General features: G+C 60.9%; 22 protein-coding genes and 1 pseudogene. 12 read left to right on the top strand and 11 right to left on the bottom strand.

Going from position 1 to position 18546, the window contains the following annotated elements; genetic code table 11:
* The first annotated feature begins 3 nt into the window (after window positions 1–3).
* Both ABMC88_RS08775 and ABMC88_RS08770 read left to right on the top strand, forming a co-directional pair.
* Window positions 4–1026: an aspartate-semialdehyde dehydrogenase gene (locus ABMC88_RS08775; protein ID WP_349576488.1), complete on the top strand. Its 1023-nt coding sequence runs from the start codon at window positions 4–6 to the stop codon at window positions 1024–1026.
* 104 nt (window positions 1027–1130) lie between these two features.
* Window positions 1131–2753 (top strand): DUF4139 domain-containing protein, encoded by a 1623-nt coding sequence (locus ABMC88_RS08770; RefSeq protein ID WP_349576487.1) that lies wholly within the window; start codon window positions 1131–1133, stop codon window positions 2751–2753.
* A 47-nt stretch (window positions 2754–2800) separates the two neighbouring features.
* Here the strand turns inward: ABMC88_RS08770 and ABMC88_RS08765 are convergent, their stop codons facing one another.
* Genes ABMC88_RS08765 through ABMC88_RS08750 form a run of 4 tightly spaced genes read right to left on the bottom strand, consistent with a single transcriptional unit; the run spans window position 2801 to window position 5545 of the window.
* Window positions 2801–3529, bottom strand: coding sequence for a hypothetical protein (locus tag ABMC88_RS08765; protein WP_349576486.1), 729 nt, complete (start codon window positions 3527–3529; stop codon window positions 2801–2803).
* Between the two features lie 34 nt (window positions 3530–3563).
* Entirely contained in the window at window positions 3564–3875 is a 312-nt protein-coding gene (locus ABMC88_RS08760; protein WP_349576485.1) for a P-II family nitrogen regulator, read from the bottom strand.
* A 3-nt stretch (window positions 3876–3878) separates the two neighbouring features.
* Window positions 3879–4865: a sodium-dependent bicarbonate transport family permease gene (locus ABMC88_RS08755; protein WP_349576484.1), complete on the bottom strand. Its 987-nt coding sequence runs from the start codon at window positions 4863–4865 to the stop codon at window positions 3879–3881.
* A gap of 29 nt (window positions 4866–4894) precedes the next feature.
* Window positions 4895–5545 carry a carbonic anhydrase gene (locus tag ABMC88_RS08750; protein ID WP_349576483.1) on the bottom strand — a complete coding sequence of 217 codons (651 nt, stop codon included), beginning with the start codon at window positions 5543–5545 and terminating at the stop codon, window positions 4895–4897.
* Between the two features lie 144 nt (window positions 5546–5689).
* Here ABMC88_RS08750 and ABMC88_RS08745 point away from each other — a divergent pair, with 144 nt between their 5' ends.
* From ABMC88_RS08745 to ABMC88_RS08735, 3 genes are all read left to right on the top strand, one after another.
* Window positions 5690–6070 carry a hypothetical protein gene (locus tag ABMC88_RS08745; RefSeq protein WP_349576482.1) on the top strand — a complete coding sequence of 127 codons (381 nt, stop codon included), beginning with the start codon at window positions 5690–5692 and terminating at the stop codon, window positions 6068–6070.
* A 69-nt stretch (window positions 6071–6139) separates the two neighbouring features.
* Window positions 6140–7522: a leucyl aminopeptidase family protein gene (locus ABMC88_RS08740; protein WP_349576481.1), complete on the top strand. Its 1383-nt coding sequence runs from the start codon at window positions 6140–6142 to the stop codon at window positions 7520–7522.
* Window positions 7519–8301, top strand: a complete 783-nt coding sequence (locus ABMC88_RS08735; protein WP_349576480.1) for a C40 family peptidase — start codon at window positions 7519–7521, stop codon at window positions 8299–8301. Before ABMC88_RS08740 ends, ABMC88_RS08735 begins: the two co-directional genes overlap by 4 nt.
* Here the strand turns inward: ABMC88_RS08735 and ABMC88_RS08730 are convergent.
* The 4 genes and pseudogenes from ABMC88_RS08730 to ABMC88_RS08715 all read right to left on the bottom strand — a co-directional run bounded on the left by ABMC88_RS08730 (window position 8298) and on the right by ABMC88_RS08715 (window position 9646).
* Window positions 8298–8546, bottom strand: a complete 249-nt coding sequence (locus tag ABMC88_RS08730; protein ID WP_349576479.1) for a hypothetical protein — start codon at window positions 8544–8546, stop codon at window positions 8298–8300. The genes ABMC88_RS08735 and ABMC88_RS08730 overlap by 4 nt on opposite strands.
* Window positions 8547–8598: 52 nt before the next feature.
* On the bottom strand, window positions 8599–8946 hold the full coding sequence (locus ABMC88_RS08725) for a DUF2794 domain-containing protein (protein ID WP_349576478.1): 348 nt from the start codon (window positions 8944–8946) through the stop codon (window positions 8599–8601).
* 107 nt (window positions 8947–9053) lie between these two features.
* Window positions 9054–9353 (bottom strand): I78 family peptidase inhibitor, encoded by a 300-nt coding sequence (locus ABMC88_RS08720; RefSeq protein ID WP_349576477.1) that lies wholly within the window; start codon window positions 9351–9353, stop codon window positions 9054–9056.
* A pseudogene (locus ABMC88_RS08715) lies at window positions 9350–9646 on the bottom strand (TetR/AcrR family transcriptional regulator C-terminal domain-containing protein). Before ABMC88_RS08715 ends, ABMC88_RS08720 begins: the two are co-directional and overlap by 4 nt.
* An 81-nt stretch (window positions 9647–9727) precedes the next feature.
* Between ABMC88_RS08715 and ABMC88_RS08710 the strand changes: the two are divergent.
* The 6 genes from ABMC88_RS08710 to ABMC88_RS08685 all read left to right on the top strand — a co-directional run bounded on the left by ABMC88_RS08710 (window position 9728) and on the right by ABMC88_RS08685 (window position 14565).
* A complete protein-coding gene (locus ABMC88_RS08710; protein WP_349576476.1) occupies window positions 9728–10657 on the top strand; it encodes an AEC family transporter in 930 nt (309 codons plus the stop codon).
* Between the two features lie 73 nt (window positions 10658–10730).
* A complete protein-coding gene (fghA, locus tag ABMC88_RS08705) occupies window positions 10731–11564 on the top strand; it encodes an S-formylglutathione hydrolase (RefSeq protein WP_349576475.1) in 834 nt (277 codons plus the stop codon).
* On the top strand, window positions 11561–12016 hold the full coding sequence (locus tag ABMC88_RS08700; RefSeq protein WP_349576474.1) for a YaiI/YqxD family protein: 456 nt from the start codon (window positions 11561–11563) through the stop codon (window positions 12014–12016). Before fghA ends, ABMC88_RS08700 begins: the two co-directional genes overlap by 4 nt.
* A gap of 67 nt (window positions 12017–12083) precedes the next feature.
* The gene (locus tag ABMC88_RS08695) at window positions 12084–12704 is read left to right on the top strand and encodes an HAD family hydrolase (RefSeq protein ID WP_349576473.1); all 621 of its coding nucleotides are present in this window, start codon (window positions 12084–12086) and stop codon (window positions 12702–12704) included.
* Window positions 12701–13621 carry an ornithine cyclodeaminase family protein gene (locus tag ABMC88_RS08690; RefSeq protein ID WP_349576472.1) on the top strand — a complete coding sequence of 307 codons (921 nt, stop codon included), beginning with the start codon at window positions 12701–12703 and terminating at the stop codon, window positions 13619–13621. The genes ABMC88_RS08695 and ABMC88_RS08690 overlap by 4 nt, the downstream gene beginning before the upstream one ends.
* Window positions 13618–14565: an alpha/beta fold hydrolase gene (locus ABMC88_RS08685; RefSeq protein ID WP_349576471.1), complete on the top strand. Its 948-nt coding sequence runs from the start codon at window positions 13618–13620 to the stop codon at window positions 14563–14565. The genes ABMC88_RS08690 and ABMC88_RS08685 overlap by 4 nt, the downstream gene beginning before the upstream one ends.
* On the opposite strand, the gene ABMC88_RS08680 is transcribed toward ABMC88_RS08685, so the two are convergent.
* On the bottom strand, window positions 14562–15797 hold the full coding sequence (locus tag ABMC88_RS08680) for an MFS transporter (RefSeq protein ID WP_349576470.1): 1236 nt from the start codon (window positions 15795–15797) through the stop codon (window positions 14562–14564). The genes ABMC88_RS08685 and ABMC88_RS08680 overlap by 4 nt on opposite strands.
* A gap of 113 nt (window positions 15798–15910) precedes the next feature.
* Here ABMC88_RS08680 and zapE point away from each other — a divergent pair, with 113 nt between their 5' ends.
* Window positions 15911–16972, top strand: coding sequence for a cell division protein ZapE (gene zapE, locus ABMC88_RS08675; protein ID WP_349576469.1), 1062 nt, complete (start codon window positions 15911–15913; stop codon window positions 16970–16972).
* Here the strand turns inward: zapE and ABMC88_RS08670 are convergent.
* Both ABMC88_RS08670 and ABMC88_RS08665 read right to left on the bottom strand, forming a co-directional pair.
* Window positions 16969–17157 carry a hypothetical protein gene (locus ABMC88_RS08670; RefSeq protein ID WP_349576468.1) on the bottom strand — a complete coding sequence of 63 codons (189 nt, stop codon included), beginning with the start codon at window positions 17155–17157 and terminating at the stop codon, window positions 16969–16971. The genes zapE and ABMC88_RS08670 overlap by 4 nt on opposite strands.
* Before the next feature lie 112 nt (window positions 17158–17269).
* The gene (locus ABMC88_RS08665; protein ID WP_349576467.1) at window positions 17270–18541 is read right to left on the bottom strand and encodes a bifunctional folylpolyglutamate synthase/dihydrofolate synthase; all 1272 of its coding nucleotides are present in this window, start codon (window positions 18539–18541) and stop codon (window positions 17270–17272) included.
* Window positions 18542–18546: the final 5 nt, after the last annotated feature.

Genomic DNA, 18546 nt, shown 5'->3' with positions numbered 1-18546 from the left:
GAGATGGGTTATCGCGTCGTTATCGTGGGTGCCACTGGCAATGTGGGCCGCGAAATGCTGAACATTCTGGACGAGCGCCAGTTTCCTGTAGATGAACTTGCTGTGCTGGCCAGCCGCCGCTCGCTTGGGACGGAAATCAGCTTTGGTGAGAAGACGCTGAAGACGAAGGACCTTGATACGTTTGACTTCACGGGCTGGGACATGGCGCTGTTTGCCGTCGGCTCAGAGGCGACATCGAAATACGCGCCCATCGCCGCAAAAGCGGGCTGTGTGGTGATCGATAACTCGTCGCTTTACCGCTATGATCCCGACATCCCGCTGATCGTGCCAGAGGTGAACCCGCAGGCCATTCACGACTATAAAAACAAGAACATCATCGCCAACCCCAACTGCTCAACCGCGCAGATGGTTGTGGCCTTGAAGCCCCTGCACGACCGCGCAACGATCAAGCGCGTGGTGGTCAGCACGTACCAGTCCGTATCTGGCGCAGGCAAAGAAGGCGCGGACGAGCTTTGGGATCAGACCAAAAGCATCTACAACCCGACCTCCGATGTGCCGCCGAACAAGTTCCAAAAGCAGATCGCGTTTAACGTGATCCCGCAGATCGACGTGTTCATGGACAGCGGTGACACGAAAGAAGAATGGAAGATGATGGTCGAGACGAAGAAAATCGTCGACACCTCCATCAAGGTCACGGCAACTTGTGTGCGCGTGCCTGTGTTCGTGGGCCACGCTGAATCGATCAACATCGAGTTCGAAGACCACCTTGACGAAAACGAAGCCCGCGACATCCTGCGCGAAGCCCCCGGCGTCATGGTGATCGACAAGCGCGAGGCAGGCGGCTACGTCACGCCGATCGAATGCGTTGGCGATTTTGCGACTTTCATCAGCCGCATCCGTCAGGACAGCACGATCGACAACGGCATCAACCTTTGGTGCGTCTCGGACAACCTGCGCAAAGGCGCGGCCCTGAACGCCGTACAAATCGCAGAGCTGTTGGGCCGCGAAGTCCTCAAGAAGGGCTGATTTCCGCCCATCGAACCGATGAGAAGGGGTGCCTGCGCGGGTGCCCCTTTTTCTTTGGGGCTGCGCGTTGCATGGTTGCGGCCATGTTACAAAGGACCCTAACCATGCGCCTTCTTGCCCTTGCCCTCACTGCTTTTCCGCTCGCTGCGAATGCCGAGGTTTATACCCTCGCTTCTGCGCCGACCTCTGCCACCGTCTACCGCGGGTTTGCGATGGTCAGCCGCGATGTGAGCGTGGATGTGACCGCCGGCACGCATGAGGTGGTGCTGGCCGATCTGCCGCAATGGATTGATCCTGCCCGTTTGCGGGTGGCCGTAACAGGTGCCGATCTGACGGCAACGCGGCTGCGCACGGATGCCCTGCCGCCTGCGCCTGACACAGACAATGACGCGGTGCTGGCCGCAAAGGATGCGGTAAAAGCAGCCGAGCGTGCGCTACGCGATCTTGACGATGCCAAACAAGATGCAGGATTGGCGCAGACAGCGGCTGCGGCGCGATTGGCGTTTCTGCAAGGGCTGGCCGAGAGTGAAACGCTGCCCTCGGACGCGCAGGCATTGGCCGAACTAGCCCAGATGATCGAGGCGCAGACCTTCACCGCGACCCAAGCGCAGATCGCCGCCCGCCGCGCCGCACGCGATGTCGAGGAAGCCCGCCCGGAACTGACCCGCGCCCTTGCCGATGCGCAGGCCGCCTTGGCCGCCCTCACCCCACCGGTCGAGCAGAAATCCCTGCTGACCTTATCGGTCGATGCGGATGCGGCGGGGGCTGTTACCGTTTCGGTGCAATACCCTGCGAATGCGACATGGACGCCGACATATGATGTATTTTTGGACCGCGCTGAGGACGACAGCCTGACCCTGCGACGTGCCGCCCTGATCAATCAATACACTGGCGAGAATTGGGAAGGCGTGGCGTTGACCCTGTCGACCCTCGCGCCCAGCGGGCAGGTTGTCCCGTCCGAACTGTACCCCTCGTTGCTGCGGTTTGAAGATAAGGCAATGCGTGCAAAACTAAGCGCGCAAACCCGCAGCATGAGCGAGGACTTGGCATTTGCAGGCAGCACCGAACCCGTGATGGAAGCCGCCGCCAGCCCCATGGTGCAATTTGACGGGCCGGGGGTCAGCTATGTTGTGGCGCAGCCTGTGACACTGGCCCATGGCGCCGAAGGGTCACGCATCGCGCTGGATGCGCTCTCGTTTGAGGCACGCGTCTTTGCCCGCGCCGTCCCATCGGCGGATACAACCGCCTTCCTGATGGCCAAGGCGACCAACACCAGCGCAGAGCCTTTGCTGGCAGCGGCCCGCGCTCAGGTCTTTGTGGATGGTGCTTTGGTGGGGCAAACGGCGTTTGATGCCGTGCCTGCAGGCGACAAGATCGTTCAGGCGTTCGGCCCGATCGAGGACCTGCGCCTGACCCGAAGCGTCTTGGACCGCAGCGAAGGCGACCGCGGCCTGATCAGCCGCAGCAACGCCCAAGAGCAAGAAGTGCTAATGCGCATTGAAAACCTCGGGGCGCAGTCGTGGGACATCGAGCTGCACGAGGCGATCCCCTATAGCGAGCAAGACGACCTCGAAATCGACTGGTCTGCCTCTCCCACCGCTGATGTGCGGGATGTGGAGGAACGGCGCGGTCTGATGCAATGGAATCTGGAACTGGACGCAGGCGAGACGCAGGAAATCACGATTGAACAATCGATACGCTGGCCCGACGGGAAGGTTTTGAGATAGGACCATGCGTGTTTTGAGTTGAGCGGTTATGCAGTAGCGAGGCGCTGTCAATCTCGCTCTATCACGTCAACCTCCGGCGTCTGCGTCGCTTTGCCCAGGTGGCCTGACATATCGTGGCCATGGCCCGGCAGCTCGGCCTGAAAGCGTTTAACCAAGTCCTTGTAGCGTGCGCCCACGGTGGCCGTATCGCACAGGTGGCGGCCAGTGGCGGCGACATAGATGCCAAGGCCAGCCCCCATCGCCCGAAGCTCCATCCCCTCCATTGCGAGGCGGTTTATCAGGTCAGGCCAGCCCCGTGCGGCACTGATATGCCCGCACAGCATATCGTGGCGTTTCGCATCAAGGGAACCTGCGGGCATGGTCCCCAGATGGGACAGTGTATGGGGGTGGCCCGGCATCGGCCCAAAGCGGCGAACCAGTGAAACGTAGCTGAACCCGATGTCCGACCCTTTGCACACACGGGTGTTGCAGCTTGTCTTATACAGAACAACACCCCCGCCACCTGCACGCAAATCATAGCCATGGGGCCGCAACCGCGTCGCCATATCATCCCATCCCGTTGCATCGGCCATATCCCGAGCGAGGAGCGCCTGAAGGGCAGCGAGGAGCCGTGCATCGGGCGCAAGATCAGTCTTTGACGATAGCTGCCGCGCCACTTCGCGTTTTAACAACTGGCGCACCATATGCCCGATCGTCACGTCCCGCGCCGTTGCGACCCGTTGCGCCCCCGACAAAAGGTCACGCGGCAATTTCAAGGTGACTGATTCCAACTCCATACCTTAAACTGCGTCATGCATAGTTAATGATTGGTTAAAATCGCTCCGCCCGCAGCACATCACAATCGACAATGCTGACCACGCCAATGTGCCGCTCCACCACTTCGAACGCGGCGTCCAGCAGCGCGTCCAGACGCTCGGGGCGGATGATGCAGACAACCTGCACCATGCCCTGCGCACGGCTCACCTGTCCCGCGCGGGTCCACGCGCCAGACCGTCCAGAACCGCCCAAAACCGGCAGCACCGAATACCCCGTCACACCTGCCGCACGCAACGCATCGGTCAGGCGCGATTCCATCACATTCTCGATCGTGATCTCGACCCGTTTCGCTTTGTGGGTTTGCATGTGTCAGCCTCCGCTCACGGCCATGGCGATGCCTACATAAAGCGGGATGCCGATGGTCAGGTTAAAGGGAAAAGTCACGCCCAAGGACAGCGTGAGGTACAGCGACGGGTTCGCCTCGGGCAGGGCCACGCGCATGGCGGCGGGCACTGCGATATAGGAGGCCGAGGCCGACAGCACCATCATCAGTGCAACGCCCCCCGCGCTGAGCCCCAGCAACATGCCCGCCCCCAGCCCGAAGACCGAGCCGACCAGCGGCATCACCACGCCAAACGCCAGCACGCCGCGTGTCAGCACACCGCCACCGCCGCGCAACCCGCGCCCCGCGACCAGCCCCATGTCCAGCAAGAACAGGCACAAAACGCCTTTGAACGGGTTAACGATAAAGCTCTCAATCTCTTTCAATCCCTGCTCGCCCGTGACCCAGCCGATGGCAAAGGCGCCGACCAGCAGCACGATGGACCCGTTCAACATGATCTCGCGCAGCAGCGCGCTGTCCATGCCTTTGGTATTGGCCCCTTCACCGCCCCGCGAAACAAGCCACAGCGCAGACAGGATCGCAGGCGCTTCCATCGCGGCCGCCACGGCAACCATATAGCCTTCGGAGGGCACACCGCGCCCTTCCAGCACCGACGTAGCGGCGACAAAGGTCACAATCGAGATTGATCCGTAATGCGCCGCCACCGCCGCAGCATCAAGGCGGCTCATTCCCGTCATGACCCTGAGCAACCCAAACGCAATGAGCGGCAAAAGCGCAGACAGGATGATCCCTGCCAACAGCGAAAAGCCCAAGCGCGCATCCAGGCCATAAGACGCGACACTGGCCCCGCCTTTGAACCCGATGGCAAACAGCAAATAGATCGACATGCCCTTGGCCACGGCCTCGGGGATGTTCAGATCCGATCGGGCAAGGGCGGCAAACAGGCCCAGCGCAAAGCTCAGGATAATCGGGGACAGCAGGTTCTGGCCGGCGAGTGCAAGAAAGTCGTACATGTCAGTTCCTTATGGAGAGCGCTCTGACGTCAGACCGCTTCGAACAGGGAGACGGAGGGGTTGTAATGCTCCAACCCGCCTTCGCCAATGTCCGTCCACATGCCATGTAGCGTGAGCGTGCCTGAATTCACCTTCTCGGCAAGCCACGGGAAGGTCATCAGGTTTTCAAGCGATGTCATCACCGCATGTTTTTCCAACTGGCGGACCTGCTCTTCCTTGTCTTCGATGTCTTTGACGATATCGTATTTGGGACGCAAAATATCCATCCAGCGCCCGACAAAGCTGTCTTTGGCCTCCAGATCGGGGGCTTCACCCGCGCACATATTCAAACAGCCCTGAACGCCGCCACAGTTGGAATGGCCCAGCACAATCAAATGCGAAACCTTGAGAACCTGAACCGCATATTCCACCGCGGCCGATGTCCCGTGATGCGCGCCATCGGGTTCATACGCGGGGACCAGATTGGCGATGTTGCGGTGGATAAAGAATTCACCCTGGTCGGCACCAAAGATCGAGGTGACATGCACGCGGCTGTCACAGCACGAAATCACCATCGCACGCGGGTGCTGCCCTTCGGTGGCCAGCTTGCGATACCACGCACTGTTTTGCGCGTATGTCGTTGCTTTCCAACCGTGATAGCGTTGCACCAGATAGTTTGGCAGTGGCTTTGCTTCGTTCATGGCGTTGGTCTCCTGAAGTCATTTTCATCCAGTTAAACCGAATTCATACCGAATTCGAGGGAAAAGGCCCCTTGTCGGAAACCAATTGAAAAGGCTTATCCCCCATAACTGCATCAGCCGTGGGGGCTGTATTAGGGGTGAGTAATGAGTGAAGTCATCAAGATCCGTCTGTTCGAACAGGTACATCTGGATCAATCAAGGTTGGACACGTTGTATGCACAGCTGGGCGATTCCAGCGCAGAGAACGTGGTAACCCGCGCGATGGAAGAACTGGCCGTGCGGATGTCGCAATGCGACACGCTGTGGCGGATACGGAACAGGGTGCAACTGCGCAAACACGCACGCTCCCTGATTGCCATCGCCGATCAGATCGGGATGGAAAAGCTGGCGCTGACGGCGGGCGATGTCACCTATTGTCTGGACACGGAAGACGACGTCGCACTTGCCGCCACCCTGTCGCGCATGTTGCGGGTCGGAGAACGGTCATTGTCCGCGATTTGGTCAATGGAGAATCTAAGCCTGTAACGCACCTTGCGGTGGGGGCAGTATTGTCTAGGCTCTTGGTTGCACTTCATCTGAAAGGTCCAACCGCCCATGACACTCCGTTTTGCCGCCGCCACATCTGATGCCATCGACCTTCACATCGTGCCTCAGGACGATGCAGAGCGTTGGCTGGACGATTTACCACCAGCGACAGCACAATGGGCCCGCGCAAGCGGCTTCAAAGGTGCTGTCGGGCAGGCCCTAACCCTGCCTGCGACAGATAAATTTCCCGCCCTCGCAATCGCGGGCTACGGCACTGAAACCAGCCGCAAACGGGGGCGGTTCCCCCTTGCTGCGGCGGCGTCAAAACTGCCTGCGGGGACCTACCGGATCGCCAGCGGCCTGCCGAACAGCGCACTGGAGATCGAAGCCCTGGGTTGGTTGCTGAGCAGTTACCGTTTCGACCGTTACAAAGCCCAACCCCCGATGACCGCCCTGTTGATCGCACCCGAAGGGGTCGATGCGGCCCGTGTCGAGGCAATCGCGGCAGGCGAAGCCTTGACCCGTACGCTGATCAACACCCCCGCATCTGACATGGGCCCACCCGATCTGGAAGATGCAGCCCGCAAGCTGGCCCAAGACCACGGCGCGTCCGTCCATGTGACCACGGGCGACGAGCTGCTGACCGCAAACCTGCCCATGATCCACGCCGTAGGCCGCGCCGCCGATCGTGCGCCGCGTCTGATTGATATGCGCTGGGGCGACTCTGGCCCGACACTTACCTTGGTGGGCAAGGGCGTGTGCTTTGATACCGGCGGGCTGAACCTCAAGCCCGGTTCGTCGATGGGATTGATGAAAAAGGACATGGGCGGGGCGGCCGCCGTGCTGGGCCTTGCGCATATGATCATGGCGATCGGGGTAAAACTACAGCTACGCGTGCTGATCCCCGCCGTGGAAAATTCTGTCTCGTCCAATGCGTTCCGCCCGCAGGACATCCTCACCTCCCGCAAGGGCCTCACGGTCGAGATTAACAATACCGACGCCGAGGGCCGTCTGGTGCTGGCCGATGCGCTGGCGCTGGCGGATGAGGAAAAGCCGGACCAGATCATCTCGATGGCGACTTTGACGGGGGCGGCCCGCGTGGCTGTCGGACCCGACCTTGCGCCGTACTTCAGCGATGATGCTGATTTCGTCGCAGCACTTGAGGCGTCAGCCGCCCATGTCGCCGACCCCGTGTGGCGCATGCCCTTCCATACGCCCTACGAATCAATGATCGAACCGGGCATCGCGGATCTTGATAATGCGCCCAAGGGCGGGTTTGCGGGCTGCATCACCGCAGCTCTTTTCCTGCGGCGGTTTGTGGACGCTAGCAACTACGCACACTTCGACATATACGGCTGGCAACCCACCGCAGCACCCGCGCGCGCCAAAGGCGGCGTAGGCCAAGGCACCCGCGCCCTGCTGCATGCCCTCGACAGGATACTAGATATATGAGCGACCCGCGTACCACACCCGATCCCGCCCGCAGCGGCCTGAATGAAGCAGCACAGATCACACGCGGCGTGGTCAACTTGCTGCGCAAACCCAACGGCGCGCGCGACCGCCAGTTGCTGATGGGCGCGGATGTCACTGTGATGTGGCGCGAGGACGGCTGGGCCTATGTGCAAGCCGCCGCCGATGGCTATTGCGGCTATGTCGGCGTGGCGTCTTTGGGCAAACCCCAAGAGATCACGCATAAGGTCACCGCCGCCTCCAGCCACGGCTACCAGAACGCGAACTTCAAAGCGATTGACCGCTGCGCCATCAGCCACGGCAGCCGCTTGGCCAGCTTGGGCGAAAAGGACGGGTTCATCCAGACAAGCCACGGCTTTGTGCATAAACGCCACCTGTCAAAAGTCGACGCTGTCCAAGAAGACCCCGCCAGCATCGCGGCACTCTACCTCGATACGCCGTATCTGTGGGGCGGCAACAGCCGCTGGGGCATCGACTGCTCGGGGCTTGTTCAGGCCGCCTGCCTTGCCTGCGGCATTCCCTGCGCAGGCGACAGCGATATGCAAGAGGCGACATTGGGCGAACTGCTCCCCGATGGTTCAATCCCGCAGCGCAATGACCTGTTGTTCTGGAAAGGGCATGTGGCATTGGTCTGGGACGAAGAAACCGTGATCCACGCAAATGCCCATGCCATGTCCACAGTGCTGGAACCGATCGAGGACGTCATCGCGCGGATTGAGCGTACAGACGGCCCCGTCACGGCCCACCGCAGGCTGCCCTAACCCTTATTGAACTGCGCAAAGCTATTCTTATTGCGACTTGCAATATGCGCCCCTGCTGTCACGGGCGCATAAATGCTGTCGTGCGCCGACACGCCCAAATCGCACGGGCCGACCACGGCAACTGCATCTGCCATCACCTGCGCCGCAACGCCCGCGACATCGGCCCCATCCAGCGCCCTCGACGTATCAATAACCGGAATTGCACTCTGCTCAATCCGACCCGCAGCCGCAAAATCGTCACTCATGTTTTCCGTCCCTCTATTTTTTCTGGCCAAAAACACTCAAGAGCAACACAAACTACTCAACGGCACGGATCAGTTTACGCTCCAACACCCGCAAAACAGATTTCAGGTCATGCCCGCGCTTCAGCACCTGCCCGTTGAGCGCGATCACCGCGTACATCCCCTGCTTGCTCCGCAGCTTCGGGCGCTTTTCAATCCGGTATAGCGGCATCTCTGCCGTGCGCCGAAAGACCGAGAAAACGGCAACCTCGCGCAGACACGAAATGCCATAGTCGCGCCATTCGCCAGCGGCGACCATGCGGCCATAAAGCGACAGGATCACCCCAAGCTCGGTCCGGTGAAACGCAACCTGCTCAACAGCGCGGCCCTGTCCGGCCGTTGTGGGAAGTGTGGGTATAGTCATTAGACCAGATTTGCGCCCACGCCGCGCCAAATCAAGTCCCTAACGTGTAAATATGCGCAAAGCGCGCACAACCCCACCGTGGCGGGATTGTGCAAATGCAGGCAATATCAGCCGCAGGTCACCCCAACGATCGTATCGGTGTCGTCCAGCGCCACGTTCAAACGGTTTGGCTGAAAATCGCTTGTTACCGCATCATCGGGGCCGACCAGCCGCTTTGGTTCTGGCAAAGACAGCGCTTGCGCGGCGTCCGACCCGATCAATGTCTGGTATGCTGCCGCGTTGCAGGTATCAGGCGCATTGGGTGCAGGGGCCTTTGCAGCCCCGCTCAGGGTCGGGGTCAATGCACCGCCACAGCCCGCCAACAACAGCGCCGCAAACAGGGGGGCCGTCAAAGTTGCATTTCTCATGTTCCGTACCTCGCTAAGAATATCTCGACCGCGCTATCCACAACGCGGTCTATGTCTTGTGCAGTTACATCCTTGATCACGCCAAAGATCAACCGCATCCATATCTCAGTCTTACAAAGCTTGCCGCATTGTTCGGCTGCTAATTTAAAATAGTGTATCGCCAATCCACCCCGTGTGCAGGCTTAGGTGAAATAGATGGCCATCTCGGCGCGCATAACGGCGGGGCCGGTCTCATAGAACTTGCGGCCCAATTCGGGGCAGCGTTCGGCTTCGACGACGCAGATGCGGAACATCTGCTGGCCGAACAAATTTCCCGCCCCGTCAAAACGCTGCCATAGGTTGCAATGCCTCCTGTCCCAGCTTAATCCATTGCCATGCTGGCCATCTTCCTCAAAACCCTTCCATTTTTTGCCCTTATCGGGTTGGGCTATTGGGCAGGGCGCACACGGTTTTTCACAGCCGAGGCGACGGCATACCTCACGAAATTTGTATTCTACTTCGCGCTTTCGGCGATGTTGTTCAAATTTGCGGCCAACCTGTCGCTGGCCGAGGTCTGGAACACGCGACTGGTGGTGGCCTATCTTTGGGGAACAGCGTTTGTTTACGGCATCGCCACCATCGTGTGCTACCTGCGCGGGCTAAGCGTTGAAATCACCGCGATCGAGGCGCAATGCGCCGTGATCGGGAATGTCGGATTCCTTGGCGTGCCGATGCTGACACTGTTGCTGGGCGCGCAGGCGATCGGGCCTGTGATGCTGGCGCTGGCGGTGGATTTGATCATCTTTTCCTCGCTCATCGTGATCCTGATCACGGGGTCGCGGGACGGGCGGGTTGGGGTCGCGGCCTTGCGCACTGTCGGGCTGGGGCTGGTGAAGAACCCGATGATCGTGGCGATATCGCTTGGGCTGTTGTGGTCGGGGCTACAACTGCCGATCCCTGTCCCTGTCGGCGAATTTCTGGACCTGCTGGGTGCTGCCGCCACGCCCGGCGCGCTCTTTGCGATTGGCGCGTCGCTGGCCTCCAAATCGGCCGAGCGGTTGTCCGTGGCGGGTTGGCTCAGCTTTTGCAAGCTGGTGCTGCATCCCCTGTTCGTGGCCTTCGCCTGCTTTGTTCTGTTCAAGGTCGAGCCCTATCAGGCGACAGTGATCGTCTGTGCCTCGGCGCTGCCTGTGGCGGGCAATGTCTATATGCTGGCGCAGCATTACGGCGTTGCACCCCAGCGCGTGTCGGCCGCGATCCTTGTCTCTACCGCGATCAGTATCGTCACGGTCAGTTTGTGCATCGCGTGGCTGACGGGGGGCTAGGCAGGCGCATCACCCCTTGCCCCGCTCGCCTGCGGTCGCTAGCCATGACGCAACACCTGCAAGGAGCCCACCCATGGAAACGCTATCGAAAAACGCCTGCTTTGGCGGCACGCAACATGTGATTAAACACCCATCAAGCGCCTGCGCCTGCGACATGACATTCGCGCTGTTCCTGCCTGCCGAGGCGGCGGATGGCCCCGTGCCCGTTCTGTGGTTTCTGTCGGGTCTGACCTGCACCCACGAGAACGCGATGGTCAAGGCAGGCGCCCAAGCATGGGCCGCTGAACAGGGCATCGCGCTGGTCTATCCCGACACTTCGCCGCGCGGTGAAGGTGTCGCCAATGATGAAGCCTACGATCTGGGTCAGGGTGCGGGATTCTACGTCAACGCGACGCAGGACCCGTGGAAGCCGCACTTCCAGATGTGGACCTATATCGCGGAAGAGCTGCCCGCCCTTCTGGCCGAGAACTTCCCGCTGGACATGGAGCGCCAAGCGATCAGTGGGCACTCGATGGGCGGGCACGGCGCGCTGACGCTGGCGATGTCGCTGCCGGGGCGGTACAAATCTGTCTCGGCCTTTGCGCCCATCACGCACCCCACCGCAAGCGATTGGGGCCGCAAACAACTGACCGCGTATCTGGGCACGGATGAGGCCACGTGGACGCCCCATGATGCGACACTGCTGATGGCGGCACACGGGTTTGACGGGCCTGTGCTGGTGGATCAGGGCACCGACGACCAGTTCCTCGACCTGCTGCAACCCGAAGCGCTGAGTGCGGCGATGGCGATGCGCCGCCAGAACGGCACTTTCCGCATGCAGCCCGGTTACGACCACAGCTATTTCTTCATCGCGACCTTCATGGAGGATCACGTCACCTTCCATGCCGAGGCTTTGTGGTCCGCATGACAGCCCTTTATATCGACGCAGACGCCTGTCCGGTAAAAGAAGAAGCCGAGCGGGTTGCAACGCGCCACAAGCTCAAGATGTATTTCGTCTCGAACGGCGGGCTGCGGCCTTCGCAAAACCCTTTTGTAGAGACTGTTATCGTACCCGATGGCCCCGATGTCGCCGATATGTGGATTGCCGAGCGGGCGGGCGCAGGCGATGTCGTGGTGACAGGTGACATCCCGCTGGCCGCCAAATGCGTCGAAGCGGGTGCGCGGGTGATTAAACACAACGGCGAGGCGCTGACACAGGCCAACATCGGCAACGTGCTGGCCACCCGCGATCTGATGACCGACCTGCGTGCCGCCGACCCGTTCCGTCAAGGCGGCGGGAAGGGCTTTACAAAAGCGGATCGCTCACGCTTTCTGGAGGCGCTGGAGCGTGAAATACGAGCGGCCGCCAAGCTGCGGTGATCGTTTTCTTAAAAAGAAAACGGCCGGAATTTTCCAAAATTCCGACCCGCGATGAGAGGATTGAGACATGACACCCAAGGCTGTGATTTTTGATATCGGCAACGTCCTCATTGAATGGCAGCCCGAGCGGTTCTTCGACACGCAAATCGGCGAGGACCGGCGCCGCGCCCTGTTCGCGGCCATCGACCTGCACGCCATGAACGACCGCGTAGACAGCGGCGAGAATTTCACAGCAGTGCTGACCGAAACCGCCGCACAAAACCCCGCGTTCAAAGCCGAGTTGGACATCTGGCACGACCGCTGGCTGGATATGGCCTCGCCTGCGATTGACCATTCCGTGCGCCTGATGACAGCGCTGCAAGCGCGGGACGTGCCGGTTTTCTCTCTCACCAACTTTGGCATCCAGACCTATGTACTGGCCGCGACCCGCTACCCTTTCCTCAGCGCCTTTGACCGCGATTTCATCTCGGGTCATATGGGCGTGATCAAACCCGATGTACGCATCTACGAGATGCTGGAGGAAGGAACAGGCCTGAAAGGTGCTGACCTTCTGTTCACCGATGACCGCGCCGAAAACATCGACGCGGCTGCCGCACGCGGTTGGCAAACCCACCTGTTCGAAGGTGCGCAAGGCTGGGCCGACCGTTTGGTCGCTGCGGGACTGCTCACCGAAAAGGACGCCCTATGACCTCGGTCCCGTTTATTCCCTTTGCCGAAGGCGAGGCGCTGCTCGACTGGATTGCGCTAACCGATGCGCTGGCCCATGGCCACACAATGCCCCGCGCCGAGATCGGCGATACGTTTCTCTACCGCGACCCAGACACATTGCTGAGCCGTGCCGCGTGGATCGACGGGATGGGCATGGCCGTGAAATCCGCCACTGTTTTTCCGCGCAACGCAAACCAGGGCAAGCCTAACATCAACGGCGGGGTGAGCCTGTATTCGGACACCGATGGCACACTCGAAGCGATCATCGACTTCCATCTGGTGACCAAATGGAAGACCGCAGGCGACAGCCTGTTGGCCGCCCGCAGATTGGCGCGGCCCGATGCGCAAAACATCCTGCTGGTGGGCGCAGGCACTGTCGCAAAATCTCTGCACGCGGCCTACAGCGCCGCCTTCCCCAATGCGCGTTTCACTGTCTGGAGCAGGACCCGCGCCAGCGCCGAAGCCATGGCCGCCGATCTGCCCGACATCGCAGTTGCGGATGACCTTGAAAGCGCTGTGAAAAACGCCTGCATCATCGGCAGTGCCACCATGACGACCGAACCGTTGATCAAAGGCGCATGGCTTCAGGCCGGCCAGCACCTTGACCTGATCGGCGCATACCGCCCCGACATGCGCGAAGTGGATGACGAGGCCCTGACCCGTGCGCGCCTGTTCGTTGACAGTTTTGACACGACGTGTGGCCACATCGGCGAGATCAAGATCCCGCTTGAAAGCGGTGCCATAACCCGCGCCGACATCATTGCAGATTTCTATAGGCTGGACGCATTCTCGCGACGTTCCAATGACGAGATCACCATCTGCAAAAACGGCGGCGGTGCGCATCTGGACCTGATGACCAGCCGCTATATCCTGTCGCGCTGGCAAGCGGCGGGATGATCTGGCTACTGCTCATCTTTGCCGCGCTTGTCGCGGCGCCTTTCGTGCGCGAACACTACCGCCCGAAGATGAGCGACGGGCGGCGCGGCTCCGCCCCCGGTCAGTTTGCAGAGCTGAGCCAGGGCGTCACGCATTTCCACCAAAGCGGGCCACCCGACGGGCCGCTGGTTGTCTGTGTGCATGGCCTCACCACGCCCAGCTTTGTTTGGGAGCCTTTGGCAAAGGGGCTCAACGCGCTGGGGTTTCGGGTGCTGGTCTATGACCTGTTGGGGCGCGGGTTCTCGGACAGGCCCGAAGGCGTGCAGGACAAGGCGTTCTTTAACACGCAGCTGCGTGACTTGCTGGAGCATCTGGAGATCGACGCGCCGTTCCACTTGATCGGCTATTCGATGGGCGGCGCTGTTGCGACGGGCTTTGCCGCGACCTATCCCGTGCGGGTCCGCAGGCTGGTCATGATCGCATCGGCGGGGATGCAGATTGCGACCACCCCGATGGTGCGTTTCATCCGTGATCGTGGCGTTGCAGGCCAATGGCTGATGCTGGCGGCCTACCCCTTCATCCTGCGCCGCGGGATTGAGGCCGAGCGTGCCGCCCCGAACGCCTATCATGCCATCTGCGATGGACAAAAAGCACAGCTTGAATTTGCGGGCTTTGTCCCTGCTGTTCTGGCCAGCCTGCGCGGCATATTGCGTCACCCGATGGCGGGCGAGCATATGACCTTGCACCGCAACGCAGTGCCATTGCTTGCGATCTGGGGGGCCGAGGATGATGTCATCCCTGCAAGCGCCATGGGCCAGTTAGCCCAATGGAACCGCGATGCGGTGCATGAGGTGATCGAGGACGCGGGCCATGCCCTGACCTATCTACAGGCCGACGAAGTACTGGCCCATATCGCGGGTTTTTTGCCCGCGCCCGAAGGCGACGATTGGGGCCACGATACCTAGGCCTGCGCGAGCGCCACAGGTTTCTCACGCACCGGCAAATGCACAATCGCGCTGAATGCACCCACGGCCACCCCGATCCACCAGACAGTGGTGTAGGTGCCATAAGCGTCATACATCCGCCCGCCCAGCCAGACGCCAGCGAAGCTGCCTAATTGATGGCTGAAAAAGATGATCCCATAGAGCGTGCCCATATAACGCAGCCCGTAGATATGCGCGATCAACCCCGAGGTCAGCGGTACAGTCGCCAGCCACAAGGACCCCATCGCAACCGAGAAGATCACCACGCTTAACGGTGTAATAGGCAGCATGATAAACACCGCAGCGATGATCGTGCGGCCCGTGTATATCCCCGCCAACAGATACTTCTTCGAGTACCGCTTGCCCGCCCAACCAGCGAGCAGCGTGCCGCCCACATTCGCCGCCCCAATCAGCGAAATCGCAACAGCGCCCAAGGCCGAGGTCGTCGTGATCCCCATATTGTGCAGCGCACTGCCCGCAAGGATTGGGCCGCACATCTCGGTCACGAAGGCGGGAAAATGCGCGGTGATAAAGGCCAGCTGATACCCGCATGAGAAAAAGCCGAGGAAGATCAGCGTATAGCTGGGGTCTTTGAAGGCGCGCAGCAGGATGGTGCCCATCGCCTCCTCCAGCTCGGCGCGGTCGGCCTGAATGGGCGCCCGCATGAAGGGCAGCGTCAGGATCATCGACAGGATCACGCCAGCGAATACTGTAAATACCATCTGCCAGCTCATCATGCCGAGCATCCATTCGGCCACAGGTGCGCCAAAAATCTGCCCCGCACTGCCCGCCGCGGTCACCACCGCCAGCGCCATCGAGCGGTTCTCGTCACTGGCCGCACGGCCCACCACGGCGAGGATCACGCCAAAGCCCGTGCCCGCAATGCCAAACCCTACAAGCCACGCATAGGTCTGATGCGCGATGGGCGTGTCCGAGCCTGCGGACAGGATCAGCCCCAGCGCATAGACCACCGCCCCCAGAATGATCGCTTTGCGGTCACCAATCTTCTCGGCCATGGCGCCAAAGATCGGCTGACCCACGCCCCACGCAAGGTTCTGGATCGCAATCGCCAGAGAGAACTCGGCCCGCAGCCAGCCGAACTCCTCTGCGATGGGGATCTGGAAAACACCGAACGAGGCGCGGATCGCAAAGCTGACCATGATGATCACACAACCGACGATCAACACGGGTGAGAAGAGGGATGTCTTTTGCATGGCGTAGGCTCCTGCCGTTGCGGCGCAGATTGCGCAGCGGCGCGGCCTTCGTCAATCGTGCGATTGTATGGACACACTTTCCAAACCGCCGCGACGGCGGTAGGACACATGCCATGACAAACCTGCGCACCCTGTATGACCAGATGATCTCCGACGGCACCCTGCGCCCCGACCCCGCGCAAGAGGCCGTGATCCCCGAATTTGACCGCATCCGCACGGCGCTTATGCAGCCCGTGAAAAAGGGGTTCTTTCGAAAAGCGCCAGAGCCGCCCAAGGGGCTGTACCTGTGGGGCGGTGTCGGGCGCGGGAAATCCATGCTGATGGATTTGTTTGTGCAGAACCTTGAGAACATCCCCGCCCGCCGCGTGCATTTCCACGCCTTCATGCAGGAAATCCATGCCGCCATGCACGAGGTCCGCAAGACCGGCGTCGATGATGCGATTGCCCCCGTGGCGGCGGATGTGGCCGCTTCGGTCCGGCTGCTGGCGTTTGACGAAATGCAGATTACCGATATTACCGATGCGATGATCGTGGGGCGCCTGTTCGAGGCGCTGTTTGCCGCTGGTGTCGTGGTCATCACCACGTCAAACCGCATCCCCGACGATCTGTATAAACACGGGCTGAACCGTGATTTGTTCCTGCCCTTCATTGAGCTGATCAAAGACCGCATGGTCACACACGAACTGATCAGCCCGACCGACTACAGACAGGACCGTCTGGCGGGCAGCCCCGTTTACTTTACCCCCGTCAACGCCGACAGCCGTGCGCAGATGGATGCTGTCTGGCGTGATCTGACGGGCGGTGAGGCGGGCCCGCTGACGCTGCAGGTCAAGGGGCGCGATGTGGTGATCCCGATGTTCCGCAATGGCGTGGGTCGTGCGCGGTTTCACGCGCTGTGCGGGCAGCCGTTAGGGCCAGCCGACTATCTGGCCCTTGCCGAAGCGGTCAGAGTGCTGATGCTGGATGATATCCCGACCCTTGGCCGCAGCAACTTCAACGAGGCAAAGCGCTTTGTCACGTTGATCGACGCGCTGTATGAGGCCCGCGTGCGGCTGATCTGCTCGGCCGCGGCCACGCCTGAAATGCTGTATCTGGAAGGCGAAGGCACGTTCGAGTTCGAGCGCACAGCATCCCGCCTGCGCGAGATGCAAAGCGAAGACTGGATCAGCGGCTAATCGACGGTGTTCAGGTCAACAGGTCCGCGGGTGACAGACTCGGGGTGATAGGGGGCGCTCTGGCTCCACATGCTCCAAACGCCCAGACCAATAATACCCAGCGCAACAGCACTGAAGATCACTTGGCGCAATCCGGCAGATTCGGGCGCAATATCGCCACGCGGTTTGTTGGTTTTCTGTGTCATGCTCGATCCTGAATGTGGAGGTTTCCGCCGTAATGCGCGTTCCTGCCTTAACATTCCTCTAAAAGTCCGCACGACCCTTCGTCAACCGGCCCATTCCCTTATTTGGTGTGACCTATGCGTTGTCTCGCAAGATGTTGCCTGCAAGATACAGTGATCCGCAGATAAGCACCCGCGCATGGGGGTCGGCGTTAACGATCTGCGCCAATGCCGATGCTACGTCCTCGGCCTCATGTGCGCTCATCCCCACCTCGCGTGCGGCGGCGGCAGTCGTTTGCGCAGGCAAGGTCGCCGCCTCACCGGGGATCGAGACAGCGTGCAGGGCGTTCACATGGTCCGCCAAGGGGCGCAAGTAGCCGCCGATGTCCTTGGTGCTGAGCATCCCGCAAATCAGATAGGTCGGCACCTTTGGCAGCTCCGACAGGACCGAGGCCAGCGCGTGACCCGCCGCAGGATTATGCCCCCCGTCCAGCCACAGCTCGGCCTGACCTGCGGCCTTGACCAACGGGCCGCTGCGCAACCGCTGCATCCGCGCAGGCCAGCGGGCGTTTGTAACGGCCCCTTCGCAGGCGGCGGCGTCAAAGCCCAATGCCCGCAGAGTGGCAATGGCACCGCCCGCATTTTGCACCTGATGCAGCCCGGGCAGGTTGGGCAACGGCAGGTCCAGCAATCCGTGTTCGTCCTGATAGACCATGCGCCCCGCCTCACGGGAGGCATGCCAGTGCTGACCATAGATGCCCAGCGGGGCCATGTGGCGGGCGGCGGTGGCTTCGATCACCTCCAGCCCCGCCTCTTGCTGCGGACCAACGATGCAGGGAACACGGCGTTTGATGATGCCCGCCTTTTCGCCCGCAATCTCGGCCAATGTGTCACCCAGAAACTGCTGGTGATCCAGATCGACGGGGGTGATGACTGTGGCCACAGGGTTGGCGACTACGTTAGTCGCGTCCAGACGCCCGCCAAGGCCCACCTCAAGCAGGGTGTAATCCGCAGGCGTGCGCGAAAACGCCAGCAAGGCCGCACAGGTCGTAATTTCGAAGTAGGTGATATTCGCCCCGCCATTCGCGGCATAGCATTCGTCCAGCACCTGCGTCAGCGCGGATTCCGAGATCAGCTCCCCCGCCAGACAAATCCGCTCGTGGAAGCGTGCCAGATGCGGGGAGGTATAGGCGTGCACGGTCTTGCCCGCCGTCTCCAGCCCTGCCCGGATCATCGCTTGGGTCGAGCCTTTGCCATTGGTGCCAGCGATGTGGATCACAGGCGGCAGGTTGTTTTGCGGATTGCCCAATGCCTCCAGCAGGCGCAGCATCCGGTCCAGCGTCAGGTCAATAATCTTTGGGTGGAGCGCCATCATGCGGTCGAGGATGGCATCGGATGTTTGGGGCATAGCGT

The sequence above is a fragment of the Sulfitobacter aquimarinus genome, assembly GCF_040149565.1.
GTDB lineage: Bacteria > Pseudomonadota > Alphaproteobacteria > Rhodobacterales > Rhodobacteraceae > Sulfitobacter > Sulfitobacter aquimarinus.
Note: the sequence above shows the minus strand (reverse complement) of the source record. Positions and strands in the feature narration are given on the sequence as shown.